Consider the following 19440-nt stretch of genomic DNA (forward strand, 5'->3'; position numbering starts at 1 on the left):
TCCCAATTTCATCCTCTGATGAATTGGGATAATTCTCACGAGATTTTCGATGTTTTATCTTAATTGTTACTAATGTGTTTTTTTGCGTTAATTAAAAATTCTGCTCAGGTGTTTCTAACCGTTTCGCTCAATAGCATATTTATGGATATATTGCTATTTATGCAGAAGTATTTTTGCCTGACTTGTAAACGGGGGAAGGGAGGCATATCATTCACGCCCCACAAAAACTGAACCACACGATGTCCTTATTCAAATGAACGATTTTTAAATCTTGTGGAAGAGAAGTGTTTCTATTTGCGAGTCAAGTTAAATATAATATTTCGGTAAATTAATCATCCTGAAGCAGGCGTTAATGGGTTTTTTAGGATGATTTTTGATGGGGCAACTACTGTGTTATCCGGTTAATATTGTCTGCAAACCTAAGGATTCGGGAATTCTTAAAATCAAGGTTGAGTGTTAATGAGTCGAAAACTATTCAGGAAGGAAGCCGTAGACCATCAGAAAAGCTACTGGAACGGCCGGGTCATTTTACTAGGGGGAGTTTCATCCGTTGTTATTACAGCGTGCAGCCTGACATTTCTGGCGCTTGCGATTGCCATACTGTGTTTCTTCAGCTTTACCCAGCGTATTGATGTTAACGGAGAGGTCATAACCTTACCCCATCCGTTGAACATCTCTTCACCACAGCAGGGATACATCCTGCGCCAGTTTGTCCAGGTAGGAGATACCATCACCAGGGGGACCGTGCTGTTCGAGCTGGATGTATCCAGGACGACCAGCGTGGGTAACGTTAGCGATGCCAGTATTTCGATGGTGCAGGAAAAGATCATCAATGCGGAAGAGATCATCGGGAAGCTGAAAGAGAATAAGGAAGATTTTCTTAAAACGACTCAGCAGCAGATTACGCGTTATGAAAACTCACTCAAAGAGACGGATGACATGCTGGTAGCGGCAAGGCGTGGTCTGGCGGATATGGAGCGCACGCTGGACGGCTACAGTGGCTATCTTAAGCAGGGGTTAATCACCAAAGATCAGTACAACGGTCAGCGCTCGCTGTACGTCCAGCAGCAGAATACCTACCAGTCTTTATCCTCGCAAAAGATGCAGCTTGAACAGCAAATCACTCAGTTGCGCAGTGACCTGACGGTGAAGTCTTCCGATATTGATAACCAGATTTCCAGCCAGTACAACCAGCTGAATGACTATCGTACCCAGCTGGTGGAAAACAGCGCCAACGGTACGATTATGATCAAATCCACCATCGATGGTCGCTTAGAGTCGATCGCCGCCACTCCGGGCCAGATGGTTGAAGCTGGCAGCAGCCTGGCACAGATTAAACAGATCCACGACGTGAAGTATTATCTGATGCTGTGGCTGCCGGATACCAGCCTGCCGTATGTCAAACCCGGGGATGTGGTAAATATCCGCTACGATGCATTCCCTTCCGATAAATTCGGTCAGTTTTCCGGAAAAATCATCTCAATCTCGTCCATGCCCGCCACCCGCAGGGAGTTAAGCGATCTCAATAATCCTGCCGCGAACTCCGATTCGCCGGTCACGTTGTATAAAACCATCGTGGATATTAAAGACAAAGAGTTTATCTATAAGGAAAGAAAGTTAGTGCTCGCCAACGGGCTGAAGGCGAGGAGCGTGGTGTTTATGGATGAGCGCCCGCTCTACATGTGGCTGTTCTCGCCAGTATATAAAATTGTGCAAAGCCTAAAGGGACCGGGTGATGAATAAAAACGTACTTGATCAGATTTATAAACGCATTAATTTTTCAATCCGCAGTAAGGTTCCGGTCATTATTCAGTCCGAGGCCACGGAATGCGGTAATTCCTGTTTGGCGATGATCTGCGGCTACTACGGTAAAGATATCGATCTGTTTAACTTCCGCAATCGCTACGGATCTTCCTCGCAGGGGGCAACTCTAAGCGTATTGGATAAGGTTGCCCACGAGGTAGGGATGAAAAGCCGCGCGCTTTCCCTCGAGCTGGAGGAGATCAAAGAACTCAGGCTGCCCTGCGTGCTGCACTGGTCGCTGAATCACTTTGTGGTGCTGGTGGCGGTAAAAGGCAATCGCTATGTGATTAACGATCCGGCGATGGGCAGACGTGTGGTGCAGAAGAAGGAGATGTCCGAGAACTTCTCCGGTATCGCTCTCGAAGTCTGGCCCGACAGTCACTTTAAGAAAGAGACGCTGCGATCGCGGATCAGTCTGGCGGATCTGATGCACAGCATTGTCGGCCTTAAGCCGGCGCTAACCAAAATTTTTATGCTGTCGCTCGTCATTGAAATGGTTAACCTGCTGCTGCCGATGGGCACACAGATGGTCACCGACCACGTGATCCCACCCCGCGATCACAACCTGTTGCTGGTGATCTGTATCGGGTTAATCTTCTTCACCATCTTCAAAACCTTTGTCAGTATGATCCGCGCGTGGGTGTCGCTCAAGCTGGATACCTATACCGATATTCAGTGGAAGACCAGCTTCTTCGATCATCTGCTCAGCCTGCAGCTCTCGTTCTTTGAAAAACGTAAACTGGGGGATATTCAGTCGCGTTTCAGCTCGCTGGATACCATCCGCTCAACCTTCACCAGCAGTATTGTTACCGGCATAATGGATAGCATAATGGCGATCGGATTGCTGGTAATGCTGACCCTGTACGGCGGCTGGCTGGTACTGGTGGTGCTGGGCTTTACCCTGTGCTACATCCTGATCCGCCTGTCAACCTACAAATTTTATCGGGCGATTAACGAGGAGCTGATCGTTAAGCGTGCACGCTCCGGCTCGCATTTTATGGAGTCGCTGTACGGCATTGCGACGATTAAATCCCTTAACCTGAAGCACAGGCGTTCTCAGCACTGGCTGAATACCAACATTGATGCCAGTAACGCCACCTTACGGCAGACGAAATTCGACATGATGTTTGGCGGGGTGAATAGTTTTATCAACTCCCTCGATCAGGTAGTGATTCTGTGGCTGGGGGCAATGATGGTCATTGAGAACAACATGACCCTTGGAATGTTTATGGCGTTTAATGCCTACCGTGGGCAGTTTTCTGAGCGGGCCTCGTCGTTGATTAACCTGACTATCCAGCTGAGAATGTTATCGCTCCACAATGAACGTATTTCCGAAATTGCCTACAGCGAGCCGGAAAAAGAACTACCGGCGCGCAAAGTATTTGAAGAGAACGTTGGCGTCTCGCTGGAAATTAAAAACGTCAGCTATCAGTACGATGCACTGTCAAAACCGATCTTCTCCAATGTGAATATCGTCATTGCCCCCGGCGAATCCGTGGCGCTGATCGGCACCTCCGGCATTGGGAAAACCACGCTGTTAAAAGTAATGTCTGGCCTGCTGCAGCCGGACAGCGGCGAAATATTTATCGGCGGTTTCGACGTCAAGAAAATCGGTATCAATAACTTCCGCGCCAGCACCGCCTGCGTTCTGCAGGAAGACCGCCTGTTCTCCGGTTCGATAGCCGATAACATCGCTGGTTTCGATGATAAACAGGATATGGAACTGGTGCAGGAGTGCGCGATAAAGTGCAATATTCACCATGAAATCATGATGATGCCGATGGGCTACGAAACGATGATCGGCGAACTGGGCGGCGGGATCTCCGGCGGGCAAAAACAGCGCCTGCTGATTGCACGCGCGCTGTATCAGAAACCCAACGTGCTGTTTATGGATGAAGCAACCAGCCATCTTGATGTTAATAACGAGAAGATGATCAATGCGTCGATAGTCGCACTGAATATCACGCGTATTATCGTGGCGCACCGTCCTTCAACGATTGAAAGCGCCGACAGGATTATCGATCTTTCCCAGCCAATGACCGGCTGAGTGAATTAACCTGCGGCGATTCTGTTGCCGCTGGGGTAGAGGGAGGCTGCTGCTCCCGGCGAAGCATGCCGGGAGCAGGCTGGACTCACGCTGTGAGTTACCTGTTCACTCATTTCCCGTCCGGGGTTTTCACAATCAGCGTCCCCCAGGTATTAGCATAGCGGCCACCGTCTTTGTTGTGGGCAAACGGAATGGGGAAGCGATCGGGGGTGGTGTCTTCACCGCGGGATATTCTGCTGGCAGGGCGCGGCAGCCGATTCTACGCGAACCGGTGGAATCACGTCCAATAAACATGAATACGAGGGATGCTTATTACGGTCACGGGGTTTATTACTTTTAATCACAGCATTAACGGGATTATTTTAAACCAGATAAATCCACCAGAATATTATCCGGAGCAGGTTGTTTTCATTAATTGATTAAGCCGGTGAACGTTAATTATCTTTTTTAAACTCTATAAATCCTCCTTCGGTATAGACTATGGGAGCGGAATCGTTTTTGTTTAACATTCAGTGAGTACGATGTTTAGAGGTTGGGAGGAGACTCCTCCCGAGATAAAAGCTAAGAGGCCTTACAGGAGAGCTTTTTTTCAGCCGCCGTGCGGGTTGCCCACCAGCAGGCGAGAGAGCCGAGACTGACCATCGCGGTGCCCTGCCAGAAGGAAACCGACAGCTGCGAATTGAGCATAAACGCCGCCAGAACCGCAGAGATAATCGGAATAAAGTAGGATGCCGCCGCCAGAATGGTCACGTTGCCGTGCAGAATGCCCACGTTCCAGGCGGCGTAACCGAAGCCCATCGCCATGGCCGCCAGCGTCAGATTAATCCAGACTTTCGCCGATAAAACAAACTCGGGCTGCGGCGACAGCAGGAATTTAACCCACAGCGTTAGCGCGGTGAAAATAAAGAACAGCGTAATACCATTGCTTCCCTGAGCAATTCTTTTCGTTACCACACAATAGATTGCCCAGATAATCGCGCCGCTAAAGGCCAGTCCGTAGCTGAGCGGGTTATCCATAATATTACTGGCCATTTCATTCAGAGAGAATCCGCTGTCGCCACCCAGAACACGGCAAATTCCCGTTACTGAAATAATAACCCCAGGAATAATTAACAGGCTGGTTTTCTGCCGGTTAACAATAACCGATAAAACAATGGTCATACTGGGCCACAGGTAATTCACCATACCGACTTCAATCGCCTGACGGCCGGAGTGGGTGAATCCCAGCGACAGCGACAGGCACAGCTCATAGCAAACGAACAGCACGCTGCCGATAATCAGATAGCTGCGTGGGAACTTGCGGATATTGGGGAAGCCGATAGTGAACAGCAGCAGCACGGCGCTGCAGGTGTAGATCAGCGCCGCGCCGCCAATCGCCCCAAATCCCTCACTGACGCTTTTAATCAATCCCACAATCGCGCTCCAAAGCAGGATGGCAATCAATCCTGTTAGCGTCGCTTTGTTCTGGGGCATAGCCTTCTACCTCTGTTTACGGCGTTCGCCAGCGAACCGGACGAATATCTGTTAAAACCTGGTTAAATGCAGCATCAAAATTATGCTTCCTGAACGAGGCTGTAAATATGCCAGATAGCGTAATAATCTCATAATGTAATCGTTATCGGAAATCATGTAGAAAATTTTTCCCATTTAAAAATAGTTTTAATTTATTGATTTTTAAAATTGTAAAAATATTATTTTGTATAAATGTACCATTCATGCGAATTTTTTTTGTATTTTATACGTATACAAAAATCCCCTTCATTGATCTGTCAAACCAGGCTGTGCAAACTGTTAACAAACGTCGCCATTTTCTGCCGCAAAGCAGGGGGTTTTGGTCCTGATTTTCCCTCTGGAGGTTAACGTGTTGACATTTGATGGTATCTTCACCCCGGCAATTACCCCTTACGCCGCCGATGGCAGCATTGATTTTGCTCGTTTTGCCGATGTGCTGGAGTTACTGATTGAAGCCCGCGTGCACGGTATTATCATCGGTGGTACTACCGGTGAGTACTACGCACAAACTACCGAAGAGCGCTGGCGCTAGTGGAATATACGTGCAAGGTGATCGGCAACCGCCTGCCGCTGGTGGTGGGTACCGGAGCTATCCGCACGGAAGATGCCGTTGCCGTTGCGCAGCATGCTCGTGAACATAAAGCCGATGCTATTCTGGTGACCTCGCCGGCTTACGCGCTGCCGATCGAACTGGAAAACGCCCACCACGCGCTACGTGCCGCGTTCGATGCCGGAAGCTGGCAGCGCTGATGGAGCAGGAAGTGACCGAACTGGCGGTGCTGGAAAGCCTCGACAGCGGCAAACCGGTCAGCGAATGCCTTGCGGTAGGCGTGCCGGAAACCATTCACATTATTAAGTGGTACGCGGAAGCGATCAATAAGCTCTGCGACCATACCGCCCCGGCGGGTAACGGCGCAATGGCGCTGGTCGGTTTTATGATCAATAGTCATACTCTGGAAAAGGCTCAGTTAACAGCAACCTACAGCAGATAAGGATGACTGGGTGCAGGAGTTCCATTTTCGACATAAACATCTTACAGCGGGTGAAGTGACTGCCAGCAAAATGCATCGCCTGCACCAGGTGAAACTCTTTTTTCCGGCTATTTGCCATATCACTCACGGCAGTAAGGTGATAGTTCAGGATGATAACCGCCTGGAGGCGACACGGGATGAGTTCATCATTATCCCGGCCAATACGGCGATGGAGATTATCAATCAGCCTGTAAACGGTCTGTTTCACTCGGATTTGCTGATGTCGTCCCCGGAGATCGTCGCCGAGTTTAAGGCGCATTACCTGAAATCCTGGCCACGCACGACGTTGCATTCGCTCTGCACCCCGCTGTGCGAGGGATTGGCGTTTATGTGGGACAACCTGCTGCACGCCGTGCGTCAGGATTTACCGGAAGCGCTACAAAAGCATCAGGCTTTCGGCCTTTTGCTGGCCTTGCTGCATGATGGCGTGGCGGGTCCGCTGCTTGTTGAGCGAAACAGTAACCTGACCGAGCAGGTGCGGCAGTTCATTATGCTGTCCCCGCCAGAGCCTGGACTGCGCAGGACGTCGCCAGCCGTCTGGCCTTCTGGCCTTAAGCGTGCCGACGCTGCGCAGCCGCTTACGTGAAGAGTCACAGAGTTTTCGCCAGATCGTGGAGGAGGTGAGGATGGCCGTTGCTTTGTCACAGCTACAGTCAACCCGATTACCAATTGGCGAAATCGCATTACAATGTGGGTATCTTTCCAGCTCTCGTTTCACTGCCCGTTTCCGGCAACACTATGGCTGTTTACCGAAAACGCTACGTTAAGGAGAAGAAAAATGTCAAAGTCTGCACCATTGCCTGGGTTCACGGCGTTGTTCAGTGCGTCGGGTTCCGCTACAGCACCCAGCGCGAAGCGGCTGAGCTTGGGCTAACGGGATACGCGCGAAATATGGACGACGGCAGCGTTGAGGTGGTCGCCTGCGGCGAAGCGGAGCAGGTCGACAAGCTGGTGGCGTGGCTGAAAGCGGGCGGGCCGCGCAGCGCACGGGTTGATAAGGTGTTAACGGAACCGCATCAACCCGGGCGCGAATACGTAAACTTCGGGATTCGGTATTAAATACACTTCACCGGTTTTGGCAGGCCGGCAATTTTGGTGGCCTGTTTTGCCGGGCCTTTCGGGAACAGACGATACAGATAGCGGCTGTTGCCTTTCTCTTCGCCGAACTTATTGGCCATCGCTTTAACCAGCATGCGGATCGCCGGAGAGGTATTGAATTCAAGATAGAACTCGCGGACAAAACGCACCACTTCCCAGTGTTCGGGGGAGAGGGTAATCCCTTCGTTTTCCGCAATTTTCTCCGCCAGTGGCTCGTTCCATAGCGTCGTATCTTTCAGATAGCCTTCGCTATCGGTCTCAATTTCCTGGCCTGCAAAAATGAACATAGTCTTCTGTCGTGTGTGAAAAAATCGGCGACAGTGTAGCAAAAAAGCGGCCTCAGGATAAACCGTGGCCTACAGGAGCAGCTGCAGCAGATTGTTGGCGTTGAGCTTCTTGAGCGCGTTGCATTTATGGGCCGAAACCTGTTTCTCAGACATACGCGTCACGATGGCAATGTGGCGTACCGGCAACCCGGTAAGCATCAGATTGAGCACGTTGAATTCAAGGCCGGTAAGACAGCAGTCAAGACTTCGGACGCGGCGTGGCTCTTTTGCCAGCAAATATGCTGCATCTGCGACGGCGATCCGGTCATCGATGATATAAAGGGTTAAAGTACTGAAACGCTTGCGTAAATGCGTCGCCAGCGCCCACCCCTTTTCATTGCAGACCAGATAAAGGCTGCCTTGCCAGCGGGCGGCTTCCAGTCTGAGCAAAATGTTTATCAGTGCCTGATGCGTGGCGGCCACGGAAAAACGGCAGCGCATAACAAGCACGCGGCGGGTAAGCAGTGTTGGCTGCCATTGCACGGTGTCGCTTTGGACCTATGGTTGAACGCCACGACGCAGCAGCGCGTAGCGCAACTCTTCGGCGTAAAATCGATTATTGTCGAGAATGGCGTAACTCACGCTGACCTCGTTATAACGTGCTGGGCGTATAGATAACGCGCAGCGTGCCGGTATAGTCGCCCGCGTTTTTGCTGCTGGCGGCAAACGCGGGGGTTTTCAGGATAATAGGGGCAGGGATGCACAGTACGCTCTCGCGTCCGCCGGGCAGCACGACCTGACGCAGATACTGCGGATCGTTCGTGCCTTGCCAGACCAGGGTTTTACCGTTCGCGGCGGTTTCGGTTGCGCCTGTTATTGGATTGGTGACCGAAACCCGATAATCGAGACGATCCCGCGCATCGGTCTGGCTACCGCCACGTCGGCTGATAGAAAACGCGCCTTCGGCACGGTCCGAAGACGTGACTCCGTCGTCTTCAAACCGAAGGTAGGCGCGGGTGCTGGTGCTGTTATTACCGTCGTACAGGCACATATCCAGCGAGTTTTCACCCTGGATCTCGCTACCCCCGGGGCGCCCCGGAAAGTTGGTCAGGTTGAGGTTAACGATGGGCGTTGAGTGCGGAAATGCCGGCAGATAAATCTGCTGATTACCCGGATCGACCACCTCAATGCGAATGTTTGCCTGCCACCTGGCGATAGTGAGATAGCCAGGGCATCCGACGTTTACGTCATTGAAGTTCCCGCCACAGTCGGCGCTCCCCCATTGACGCAGGTTCTGCTTCAGCGTTGCGGTCCAGATCCCCGGCAGGGCGAGCTTATCCAGTTCGCTTTTCACAATATAGAAATCGAAGTAGGGCTCTCTGTTCCAGGAGCTGAGATCGCCCGTTCCACCAGTGACAAAACTGGCGAAGGTAAACACTTTATTGTTGATAAACATGTAGTGATCGCCATACACCTTGATATCTACCGTTTTGCTGGTGAGTGTATGCGTAAAACGTAAATTGATGGCATAAGGCGCAGCCGGGTTCGCAGAGAACCACACGGGGGCAGTCATGCAGGCTCCGTAGGTGGTGTCGGTGCGGGATAAACAGGTCAGGGTATTTCGCCCCCATTTCTGTGGATCGACAGTATCGTAGCCACTCGGCTCATGAACCCAAATATCAAGGCGCGCAGGAGGGGCTACGCGATCGTAGCTTATACCGACGGTGGTGTTTCGTCCCGCAGGGGCGCCCGCCAGCGCCTGGCCTGTCCACAGACTTAAGAACAGTAAAATAAAGAAGCACTTAATCACATCATTTCCCTTTAGTGAGGTTGTCGGCGTTCATGGCAGTTTGACCGGTAGGTACCGATCGTCCGGCGAGCATCAGCTGCGCCTGCTGCTGGATGGCATCCGGCAGGGCGGAGAAGGTTAATTCCCGGCAAGGAATTGAACCGACATAACGCACCACGTCGCGCATACTCTTCACGTTGAGTTCACACTGATAAAACTGCTGCTGGCGCACCAGGTAGAGGTTATGCAGCAGGGCATCGCTTTGGGCGCTGAATCCGCCGTTGCCGAGATCGCTCCAGCCGTTCACGTTCAGCGGTACGCCACCGATAAACGGCGAATGACGCTCGTCGGTTAACTGGCCGAGCCAGGTGTAGCTTGCGGTGGTTTGCACATCCCGACGCAGCAGTTTGCCTGGCACCATAAACAGCGTTCTGCTGCCTGAACCTTGCGTGATCTCACTGCTGGCCCCCCGGGATACATCCAGCGATTCGTTAATCGTCAACGTTGTCTGCTGATAGCCCGGCACTGCGAAGAGGGCGCGGCTATTGCCCGGAATGTCTGCGCTCCCGCTGTTATCCAGCGACACGGCAACGCTCGGAGCCTGGGTATCTTCCGGTGTGACAACGTTAACCGCGACGGCGGAAGCAGGACGACCGTCGCTCCAGCGGCCCAGCCACAGGCCAGAACGCGACAGCGCAAGGGTCGAGCTGTAGTTGCCGCTGCTGCTCAGCGTATGGCGCCGATCCTGACGATCCCAGGCGTCGCTGACGGTCAGGCTGCCGTTGCCATATCGCCCGCCCTGGCGCGTATAGGCTGAGGTATTCAGCGAGTCGCTGTTAATGCCCGACGCGTTCAGACCATACTCGTTTTCGCTGCGTGCATCGGCGTACCAGTTATGCGCCACGTTGTAGCTCAGCTGATTTTTTTCACGCTGCTGGTGCTGCCAGGTCGCGCCCATAGAGGTATAGCTCGACGCATCACCCTGACGGTTATGCGCCATGGACAGGCTCACGCTCAGGTAGCCGCCTTTGTCCCTGCCTTCGCGGGTGTCATCGTTACGCATAAACAGATTAATGCTGCTGTTAATGTTCAGGCCTCGGGTGCTAAAGGCATTGCTCAGCCCTCCCTGCCAGGCGCGCGAGCGCGAGCGGGTCATATAGACCGATTCCCACGGCAAACCCGCATCGTGGCGATCGTCGCTATCCGGGAGCTCCCGACGTGAAATGTAACGTCCTTCGTTGCGGTTATCTGAATACCCGAGGCTGGCATACCAGGCGCCGACAGGGACGGAAAACATTACCGAGAGGGTTCGATAACAGCCGTTCACGGCGTCAAACCCCGCGCTTCGGGTGTTGCAGTTTTCCGCTGATAGCGCGTTGCGATAGAGGCTCAGTGAAAAACCGTCGTTGTAGCTGATCTGCTGAATATTGCCGCGCTGGCCTTCGCTGCCGTAAAGGTAGCTAAACCGGGTACTCAGCACGCCATCGATCGGGCCCGCGTTGAAGCCCCGGCTCCAGTCGAGCGCATTTTCCAGGAAGCGCTGGTTTTTCTTTATCGTTGCTCCGCCGGTCAGCGCTAAGGTCGGGGTGACGGGCAGGCGTACACCCGCCTGCGCAACCGCGCTGCGTTCTTCGTTTTGATCGCTATTGTCGGTTTCGCCCGCCTGCAGGAACCACTCGACGCGGTCGAATGGCGTAATGCCGGTTCGGGTAAACGGCACCTGCTCGGTACGCGTCAGCCGGTTATTTTCATAGACCGACAGCGTGACGGTGTAGCTCCCGTCCGGAAACGATCGCGTGTCGAGGGTTTGCGCCCCGGCATTCAGGTAAAAGCTGGCCAGCAGCTGATTGCCACGGCGGGCGTCGATACGCGCGTCATGGGAAAGCAGCACGGTGATAGGGGTTCCCTTTGACTGCTGAACCGGATTAATCCACGCCCTTGTTGAACCTGTGCGCAGACCGCGAATTTTGCCCAGCGGCAGCTGGCTGAGGTTGATATTTCCGCCGGCATTACTGAACAGATCGCGGGTATCCATCTCGCCCAGCTGGACATAGTACTGACGCAAAATATCCTGGCGGAACCAGGCGTTGTTGACGGTTATTTCCTGTTGCTGCTGGTGCCTTGAACGCTGTTCCAGCCAGGTCCAGTCGAGGTTAACATAGCTGTCCTGCGTGAGTGCCAGCGCGCCATTGCCCTGTACGGTTGCTGACTGATAATCCCTGTCGGCAACAAAATTAATATTCTGCTGATGGATCAGCGCATTTTCGGTGTCCTGCGTGGGCTGATACCACTGATTTTCCGCGGTGGCTTTAGGCAGAAATTTCTTGTCCAGAAACAGGCTAATACGGGCGTTATTCTCGTCATAGATAATGGCCGCGCGGTCGGTATCAATGTAATCGCATCCCGCTGCGGAGCCGTTGCTGCTGCAGGCCAGGTTGCCGTTACGGGCAAGCGGAACGGCCAGCGCGGCAGACACGATGGCAACGAGAGCAGGGTCGTCGTTAAACCGTCGTTTGATGGCCGCTACCACGGTTTCAGGTGCGACAAAACTGACCGTTTCAAGCGTGATATCCGTTTCAAAAAGTCCAAGCGACTCGCCGTAGAGGTTGACTTCTGTCCACAGACGCTGCGTTTTCGCCAGATCTTCAAAACCTGCCGGGACGGCCATCCCGGCGCAGGCGAGTTGGATGGAGACGGGTAACAAAGCAACAAAGAGGAGAGTATTTCTGTGAAACGCCATGAACGAGCCTCGACATCATCCTGACGTCAGAGGGTAGGCACCCTCTGACGCCATTCCTTAGGTGCTGTGGATTTACGAACCGCCTTCCGTGGTAGTCGCCTGCGTCAGCATCAGGCTGACAACGCCGCTGTACTGACCGGTTTTCAGAACGCCTTTGGTGGTTTGGGAAATGGTCAGCGGCAGTACCGCTGAACCGTTTTCAATGCTCCCCGGGAACAGTTCGGCGCCTGTATATTCCACATCTGCAGTAGAGAGGGTTTTATCGCCCAGAATCACCGTCATTGGGATGGTCTCAGCACCGTCGGCATTTGCCAGCTTTGCGGCGCTAACCAGACGGACTTTTACGTTGCTGGTCGCGGAGTTAGACCACACCTTGGTATTCAGGCGGTAGCTTTCCAGGCCACGGCCAGGCAGGTACTGCATATCGATGCTTGCCGGCAGCGGCGTGTTATCGGCCTGGGTCATATCCAGCTGTGAATCAACGCTGGCGTTGACGGTAATATCTTTTTGAATCGCCAGCGCGCTAACGGACGTGGTCATCGCAGCAACAATCATCAGAGGTTTAAAATACTTACGCATTGATATCTCCATATTTACAAATGAGCACCCTGGCTCTTTAAACAAACCCAATGGGTTTTTTACGGTGAGGTCGTGTTATTGCACGACGGGTAAATCAGCTTCTTCAGCGGTTTTATTCAGCCAGTTGAAGTAGCGGAACTTATATTTCTGACCTTGTACCTTCGAGAGCGTTTTTAATTTCCGTTCGGTGTCTGGATAAATCGTCGCGTCTTCTTTAATCCATCTACACGATGAATTCGCATCACAAATACCGATCTCTCTGAGCGGCACGCGCAACGTGCCGTTGTTTTTTAACGTTCCCCTGAGAGGGTCAATCGACAGCGAAACCACGCTTTTTTCCGGTGCGAGATGGATCAGGGCGCCCCAGATCACATTGACGCCCAATCTTGCCGTCGCAGCAGGGCTTTCTGCCTTGCCCGGAATAATGCTGTCAGGCTGCTTGACCCCTTCAAAATAGACGCGCCAGGTCGTCTCTTTTTCCGGGGGCGTAAGCGATACCAGGCGAACCACGCGCATTGCGCCTGCCGCAAGGGCGAATTTTTCCGGCGTGACAGCAACGCCACCCTCTTTCCACGACGCCACATCAATCTCTTTTTCCTGGGCCGTGCCGGGATTAAGAATTTTCTTTTGCCTCACCCGAATGAACTGAATATCATCAGCTTTTGACGCCACCTTAATTTGCGCCGCACCGGACTTATCCACGTTGAGTTCCATGGGATACACGCTCATATTGGCCAGTGCCATTTCCGAGAAAAATGGCAATGACAGCGCGGCGACATAAAGGGCGGTTGTGAGGCTCACTCTTTTTTTCTGTTTCACAATCAAGTCTGCCTGCTCTGAGTTTAAAGGCGGCGCGTTAACACCAGGACACCGTCTGCTTTCGTATCGCTTCAGGGCAGGGAAACTTTAACCAGAGCAGCGGTTTGTGAAAATTTGTATTAGTTAACTCGTTACATACAGTTTTTTATCCTGATTTTCTTGCTATAAGATTGTATAGTTAAGAGTAAATATCGTTACCATGGATGGGGAGAAAATTCCTTCTGATGAAAAAACAAGCAGATCAGGAGGGGTTTTCATGTCGATGTACCAGGGATTAAAAAGCATGCGGTAACAGCCGAGAATAAAAGATGTTTTTTATATGCAATAATTCGTTGTTATTTGATCCTGAAGCACATGCACTTAGTCTTGTTGGGCAACCAGAATCTGTATTAACGCTTTCGGCACCCGCCGTTCGCCTTTTACAGGAATTGATTAAACACAAAGGGCACGACCTGAGTCGGGAGGAATTGATTACCCGCGTGTGGGAGGAGTTTGGCTTTACGCCATCGGGAAATAATCTCAATAAAGCGGTGAGCGAATTACGTAAAAGCTTCCAGGTACTGGGAGAGAGGCACGAATTTATCGTAACCGTACCCCGTTATGGGTTTCGTTTTGAGGCCGATGTGATTTTTCAGCCCGGAGAGAGTATTCAACCCGCCGAGCCGCAGCCTCCGTCTGCACCGCAAGTGGAAAAGCCTCAACGCGCTTCCCTGAAAAGGTGGGGGATTCCGGCCGTATTGATCGTCGCTGCGCTGGCGGCGAGCCTCTACTTCAGCCGACCGCAGGGGATCACCGTTCCGGCGAAACTCAAGCCGGTTAAGGAAAAAATCGCGCGTTGTAGCCTTTGGATTATCAACGATCACGGACGACCGCTGGTGCTATCGAAATTAGCGGAGCAGCTGGAGGCCAATAGCGTGGCGTGCGAACGCGAGGAGTATGACATTTATTATTTCAGCGCCCGTTTTTCTATTTCCGATGCAGATGAGGTGTTCATTGGTGCCTGCCCGGTCAGCAAAACCAGCCTGTGCAAAACCATCCGTTATAAAAGCGGGGCAAAAAAATGAAAATAAAACTTCTTTTTGGGCTGGGTGGTGCATTGGTCGGCAGTGCCCTGGTGCTGTTTTACTATTCCGGCGGTGTGTTTAAAAAGGATGTGTTGGCCTGCAGCACCGAATTTAACTTTACGCGCAATAAGGGAAAAGCCAGCGAAGTGAAGGTCAATACCGTTGCCCAGTTCTATTTTCATCGGGATGGTACCGGAGTGACCACCTATAAAGGTGCGGCAAGGGCTGACGGGCAAAATCTGATCGTTGACAGGGACATGGACTTTACCTGGCAGCAGCGGGACGATGAAAACGTCATTGTGTTGAGCTACACCAAAACCTGGCGTCGGCACAATGACAATACGCCTGACGCCCAGTGGGGGAGCTTTGCCAGTCCAACTGCACGCTACTACCTCACGATCTCTGAGCTCGCGCCTTCCGTGTGGCTGATTCAGGACCGGCGTTATCCTACCATTATTTGCCGGGGTGAGTAGGGCATAAAAAAAGGAGAATGCCGGGGGCATTCTCCTTTTTCATATCCGTTGTGCTTAATCGCGACTGGCGAAGCCCAGGATGCTCAACAGGCTGACGAAGATGTTGTACAGCGACACATACAGGCTCACGGTTGCGCGGATGTAGTTGGTCTCACCCCCGTGAATGATGTTACTGGTTTCATTAGGAAGCGGCACGCTAGTCTCAAAGTGGTTTTACCCATCTTTACTCAGCACCTTAGCACCGAAGGTGGTTATTTCTTCTGCAGAAATACGTTTTATCAGTATGAACAGCGGTTTGTCGCGATTAATCAGATCAACCTCTTATAGGTCACTGAAAAATATTGCCTTATTACCATTCGGACGCTAAGAGTTATTTCCGGATCGTCACAAAACAGACAATAAGGCGAAGGAAATGAAACCACAAACACGCACGCGCTTTACGCTCTCTTTACTTACCGCAGGGATCCTGTGCGCCAGCACGGCCGCCTGGGCGGCGAACGTGCCGGCAGGAACCGCGCTGGCCGAAAAACAGGAACTGGTTAGAAACAACGGCAGTGAACCGGCCTCGCTTGACCCGCATAAAGTCGAAAGCGATGTCGAATTCAATATTATCAGTGATTTATTCCAAGGGCTGGTGGGCGTTTCCCCGGCCGGCGAAGTCCAGCCCCGACTGGCGGAAAAATGGGAGAACAAGGACAACACCGTCTGGACGTTCCATTTACGACCGGGCATCACCTGGAGCGACGGCACGGCGATAACCGCAGAGGATGTGGTCTGGAGCTGGCAGCGCCTGATCGACCCGAAAACGGCGTCGCCGTACGCCAGCTATCCGGGCAACATGCATATCGTCAACGCGGCCGATATCGCCCAGGGAAAAAAAGCACCCGACACGCTGGGCGTAAAAGCGATTAACGACACTACGCTGGAAGTGACGCTCACGCAGCCCAACGCGGCCTTCCTCGCGATGCTGGCGCACCCGTCGCTGGTACCGGTGGATAAAGAGCTGATTGGTCGATTCGGCGATAAGTGGACCAAACCGGAACATTTCGTCAGCAGCGGGGCATATAAGCTCTCGCAGTGGGTGGTCAACGAACGCATCGTGGCAGAGCGTAACCCGCGCTACTGGGATAACGCCCGCACCGTGGTTAACAAAGTCACTTACCTGCCCATCACGTCCGAGGCCTCGGATGTGAACCGCTATAAAGCGGGCGAAATTGATATCGTGTACACGGTGCCGATTAACCAGTTTGCCCAGCTGAAGAAAACCCTCGGCAGCCAGCTGGACGTTTCTCCACAGCTGGCGACCTATTACTACGAATTCAATACCACCCGGCCGCCGTTCAACGACGCCCGCGTACGCAAGGCGCTGAACATGGCATTGGATAAAGACATCATTGCCGGAAAAGTATTAGGGCAGGGGCAGCGCCCGGCGTGGCTTATCAGCCAGCCGGATATCGGTGGCGTTAAGCTACAGAACCCGGATTACGCCAGCTGGCCGCTGGACAAACGCATCGCTGAGGCGAAAAAGCTGCTGAACGAGGCCGGATATAATGCCAGTCATCCTCTGAGCTTCAACCTGCTCTATAACACCTCGGAATCGCACCAGCGCATCGCGATTGCCGCCAGCTCCATGTGGAAGAAAAACCTTGGCGTAGAGGCGAAGCTGCAAAATCAGGAGTGGAAAACCATGCTGGATACCATGCACACCCACAACTTTGACGCGGTGCGCTACGCCTGGATTGCCGATTACGACGACGCGGCAACCTTCCTGAACAACTTCCGTACCGGCGACAGTGAAAACACCAGCCAGTACAGACCCGGACTATGATCAAGCCCTCATCAACGCCGCAAAAGCCAAAACGCCGACAGAGCGGGGTAAGTTCTACCAGCAGGCGGAAGATCTGCTGGGGCGCGATGTGCCGGCCATTCCGGTTTATCACTACGTCCGTACGCACCTGGTAAAACCGTGGGTGGGGGGATTTACGCCGGATAAGCTGGGTTACTATTTTACGAAAGATATGTACATCAAAAAGCACTAAGCGAGGGGGCAGGATTTTATGCTGATAAAATCGCCGATGTGTTGTCAGTTCAACCGATTAAACCCATTTTGGCTAATTTTAAAGCAAACGAATGCAACCACTTTTTACAGCATACGATGAGCTGTTTATAGTTCGCCTCACTCAGGAAGTGTGGCCGAGCGGTTGAAGGCACCGGTCTTGAAAACCGGCGACCCGAAAGGGTTCCAGAGTTCGAATCTCTGTGCTTCCGCCAGATATAAACCCCAGGCTACTCTTGTAGTGGTCAACAAAAACTGGCCACGGTTTTAGAGTTTATCCAGAAAAACTGTTCTGATTCATTCGGTGTCAGTCCGCCATTATATTGGTGAGGCCGGACCTGACTGTAATAACCTGTTATGTAATTCGTAATGCTGTGTTGGGCCTCGGAAAAATTACTGTAGCCAGTGTCGGGTATCCATTCTGTTTTAAGGTTGCGGAAGAAGCGTTCCATTGGACTGTTATCCCAGCAGTTACCCCGCCGGCTCAAACTTTGTTTCATCTTGTATCGCCACAATAGTTGCCTGAACTGAGTACTCGTATAATGGCTTCCTTGATCCGAATGGAACATGACGTTTGCCGGTTTATTTCTGCGCTCCCATGCCATCGATAATGCCTTGCCTGTCAGCGATGAATCAGGGTAAAACGACATCGCCCAACTAACGGGATTACGTGCAAACAAGTCCAGAACAACGGCCAGATATGTCCATCTCTTTCCCGTCCAGATGTAAGTCACATCGCCACACCAGACCTGGTTGGGCTCAGTTACGGCAAACTGCCGTTGCAGATAGTTCGGGATTTCAACATGCTCTTTAGATGCCTTTTTGTAACGGTGTCCGGGTTGCTGGCAACTGGTAATATTCAGCTCTTTCATCAACGTTGTCGCACGCCAGCGGCTAAGATTGATACCTTTCGTCGTGACCATAACTGCGATATTGCGTGCCCCGGCGGAGCCATTACTTGCCTGATGAACTTCCCGAACAAGACTCAGTAATGCCACCCGTGAGGCATCGGGTGCTTTTGGCTTACGCCATGCGGGCTCTTAGGACTTCATCGGATGACTCTGGTAATCACCGAGGAGCAGGTCACAGGGGTTTCATTCAGTGTAAATGACATAGCATTTAAAGGATCTTCATTAGGTAAAAAATTCAGTTGGAACACAATTAAAACAAAGGTGAAATATGACAAAGATAGAGATGATGAAATCATTAGAAGATTCTCAGCAAGAAAAACAGATGACGAAAATAGTTCTGGACGAGCATTTATTGGATCAGATATCAACAACGATAGAACCATTATCAGAAGCAATGATGATTCTTTCGGAGTCAGTCAGCATAGCATTAATTCAGACGCAGGAAGTGTAAGCATCCCCGCAAAATGAACCATTCACTTTTAGAGATCTTCCGACATACTGATTATGTCCCCTGAGGAGATCGCCATGCGTAAAGCCCGATTCACCGAACACCAGATCATCGCCGTTCTGAAATCTGTCGAAGCCGGACGTACCGTTAAGGATGTCTGCCGCGAAGCCGGTATTTCCGAAGCCAGCTACTACAACTGGAAAGCAAAATATGGCGGGATGGAGGCCTCTGATATCAAAAAGATGAAGGATCTGGAGGAGGAAAATCGTCGTCTGAAACAAATGTTTGCCGATCTCAGTCTGGAATGCCGTGCCCTGAAAGACGTTATCGAAAAAAAGCTTTAAAACCAGCGATAAAGCGTGAGCTCGTCAGCTATCTGACCACGCAGTTTACGATGAGCATACGCCAGGCATGCAGGACGTTATCGCTGAGCAGGACCGTGTACTTTTACCAGCCCAATACGCGACGTGATGAGCCAGTGATCCTGGCGCTGACCGATGCGGCTGAACGCTATCCGCGATACGGATTTAAAAAGCTGTTTCAGGTGCTTCGCAGGCAGGGTAATGCCTGGAATCATAAGCGTGTACACCGGATTTATTGTCTGCTGAAACTGAATTTTCGACGCAAGGGAAAGCAACGTCTGCCGGTGCGTAATCCGGCCCCGCTGGCGACTCCGGAAGCGCTGAACCAGAGCTGGTCGATTGATTTTATGCATGATGCGCTGGTGTGTGGCAGACGCTTCCGGACCTTCAACATGGTGGATGATTTTAACCGGGAAGCTCTGGCGATAGAGATCGATCTGAA

Annotated in this window: 14 protein-coding genes, 1 tRNA gene and 6 pseudogenes; 12 read left to right on the forward strand and 9 right to left on the reverse strand. The window is 52.0% G+C overall.

The features are described 5' to 3' along the window. Positions 1 to 459 precede the first annotated feature (459 nt). Positions 460 to 1743, forward strand: a complete 1284-nt coding sequence (locus AC07U6_RS20180) for an HlyD family secretion protein (RefSeq protein ID WP_494763553.1) — start codon at positions 460 to 462, stop codon at positions 1741 to 1743. Next, on the forward strand, positions 1736 to 3850 hold the full coding sequence (locus AC07U6_RS20185) for a peptidase domain-containing ABC transporter (protein WP_494763552.1): 2115 nt from the start codon (positions 1736 to 1738) through the stop codon (positions 3848 to 3850). The genes AC07U6_RS20180 and AC07U6_RS20185 overlap by 8 nt, the downstream gene beginning before the upstream one ends. A gap of 561 nt (positions 3851 to 4411) precedes the next feature. On the opposite strand, the gene yddG is transcribed toward AC07U6_RS20185, so the two are convergent. Beyond that, on the reverse strand, positions 4412 to 5323 hold the full coding sequence (yddG, locus tag AC07U6_RS20190; protein WP_494763551.1) for an aromatic amino acid DMT transporter YddG: 912 nt from the start codon (positions 5321 to 5323) through the stop codon (positions 4412 to 4414). A 388-nt stretch (positions 5324 to 5711) separates the two neighbouring features. Between yddG and AC07U6_RS20195 the strand changes: the two are divergent. From AC07U6_RS20195 to yccX, 4 genes and pseudogenes are all read left to right on the forward strand, one after another. Further along, positions 5712 to 6112 (forward strand): annotated as a pseudogene (locus tag AC07U6_RS20195) (dihydrodipicolinate synthase family protein). Next, positions 6112 to 6354: an aldehyde dehydrogenase family protein gene (locus AC07U6_RS20200; protein ID WP_494763550.1), complete on the forward strand. Its 243-nt coding sequence runs from the start codon at positions 6112 to 6114 to the stop codon at positions 6352 to 6354. Before AC07U6_RS20195 ends, AC07U6_RS20200 begins: the two are co-directional and overlap by 1 nt. 10 nt (positions 6355 to 6364) lie before the next feature. Further along, a pseudogene (locus AC07U6_RS20205) lies at positions 6365 to 7160 on the forward strand (AraC family transcriptional regulator). Beyond that, positions 7132 to 7452 (forward strand): acylphosphatase, encoded by a 321-nt coding sequence (gene yccX / locus AC07U6_RS20210; protein WP_494763549.1) that lies wholly within the window; start codon positions 7132 to 7134, stop codon positions 7450 to 7452. The pseudogene AC07U6_RS20205 and the gene yccX overlap by 29 nt, the downstream one beginning before the upstream one ends. Here yccX and tusE read toward each other — a convergent pair. The 6 genes from tusE to AC07U6_RS20240 form a co-directional block, all read right to left on the reverse strand. Further along, a complete protein-coding gene (gene tusE / locus AC07U6_RS20215) occupies positions 7449 to 7778 on the reverse strand; it encodes a sulfurtransferase TusE (RefSeq protein WP_200928166.1) in 330 nt (109 codons plus the stop codon). The two genes, yccX and tusE, sit on opposite strands and share 4 nt — an antisense overlap. A gap of 69 nt (positions 7779 to 7847) precedes the next feature. Continuing rightward, positions 7848 to 8300, reverse strand: coding sequence for a LuxR C-terminal-related transcriptional regulator (locus AC07U6_RS20220; RefSeq protein WP_494763548.1), 453 nt, complete (start codon positions 8298 to 8300; stop codon positions 7848 to 7850). A 109-nt stretch (positions 8301 to 8409) separates the two neighbouring features. Then, entirely contained in the window at positions 8410 to 9567 is a 1158-nt protein-coding gene (locus tag AC07U6_RS20225; RefSeq protein WP_494763547.1) for a CblD like pilus biogenesis initiator family protein, read from the reverse strand. A 1-nt stretch (position 9568) separates the two neighbouring features. After that, positions 9569 to 12286: a TcfC E-set like domain-containing protein gene (locus AC07U6_RS20230; RefSeq protein ID WP_494763546.1), complete on the reverse strand. Its 2718-nt coding sequence runs from the start codon at positions 12284 to 12286 to the stop codon at positions 9569 to 9571. A 72-nt stretch (positions 12287 to 12358) separates the two neighbouring features. Continuing rightward, complete coding sequence (locus tag AC07U6_RS20235) at positions 12359 to 12865, reverse strand: CS1 type fimbrial major subunit (RefSeq protein ID WP_494763545.1); 507 nt, start codon at positions 12863 to 12865, stop codon at positions 12359 to 12361. 75 nt (positions 12866 to 12940) lie between these two features. Further along, on the reverse strand, positions 12941 to 13684 hold the full coding sequence (locus AC07U6_RS20240; protein WP_494763544.1) for a fimbria/pilus periplasmic chaperone: 744 nt from the start codon (positions 13682 to 13684) through the stop codon (positions 12941 to 12943). A gap of 308 nt (positions 13685 to 13992) precedes the next feature. Between AC07U6_RS20240 and AC07U6_RS20245 the strand changes: the two genes are divergently transcribed. Together AC07U6_RS20245 and AC07U6_RS20250 are read left to right on the forward strand one after the other, a co-directional pair. Then, complete coding sequence (locus tag AC07U6_RS20245) at positions 13993 to 14748, forward strand: winged helix-turn-helix domain-containing protein (RefSeq protein ID WP_494763543.1); 756 nt, start codon at positions 13993 to 13995, stop codon at positions 14746 to 14748. Further along, on the forward strand, positions 14745 to 15221 hold the full coding sequence (locus tag AC07U6_RS20250; protein ID WP_494763542.1) for a hypothetical protein: 477 nt from the start codon (positions 14745 to 14747) through the stop codon (positions 15219 to 15221). Before AC07U6_RS20245 ends, AC07U6_RS20250 begins: the two co-directional genes overlap by 4 nt. Before the next feature lie 54 nt (positions 15222 to 15275). Here AC07U6_RS20250 and AC07U6_RS20255 read toward each other — a convergent pair. Continuing rightward, a pseudogene (locus AC07U6_RS20255) lies at positions 15276 to 15401 on the reverse strand (Bax inhibitor-1 family protein); the annotation flags it as partial. 232 nt (positions 15402 to 15633) lie between these two features. Between AC07U6_RS20255 and AC07U6_RS20260 the strand changes: the two are divergent. Continuing rightward, positions 15634 to 17260 (forward strand): annotated as a pseudogene (locus AC07U6_RS20260) (ABC transporter substrate-binding protein). Positions 17261 to 17404: 144 nt separating this feature from the next. Next, positions 17405 to 17492, forward strand: a tRNA-Ser gene (locus tag AC07U6_RS20265). Positions 17493 to 17522: 30 nt separating this feature from the next. Here AC07U6_RS20265 and AC07U6_RS20270 read toward each other — a convergent pair. Beyond that, positions 17523 to 18299: pseudogene (locus AC07U6_RS20270) on the reverse strand (IS3 family transposase); the annotation flags it as partial. A gap of 33 nt (positions 18300 to 18332) precedes the next feature. Between AC07U6_RS20270 and AC07U6_RS20275 the strand changes: the two are divergent. Both AC07U6_RS20275 and AC07U6_RS20280 read left to right on the forward strand, forming a co-directional pair. Further along, positions 18333 to 18656, forward strand: a complete 324-nt coding sequence (locus tag AC07U6_RS20275; protein WP_494763541.1) for a hypothetical protein — start codon at positions 18333 to 18335, stop codon at positions 18654 to 18656. A 57-nt stretch (positions 18657 to 18713) separates the two neighbouring features. After that, positions 18714 to 19440 (forward strand): annotated as a pseudogene (locus AC07U6_RS20280) (IS3 family transposase); the annotation flags it as partial.

This window comes from Erwinia sp. GW821-FHT03D09, assembly GCF_059420805.1.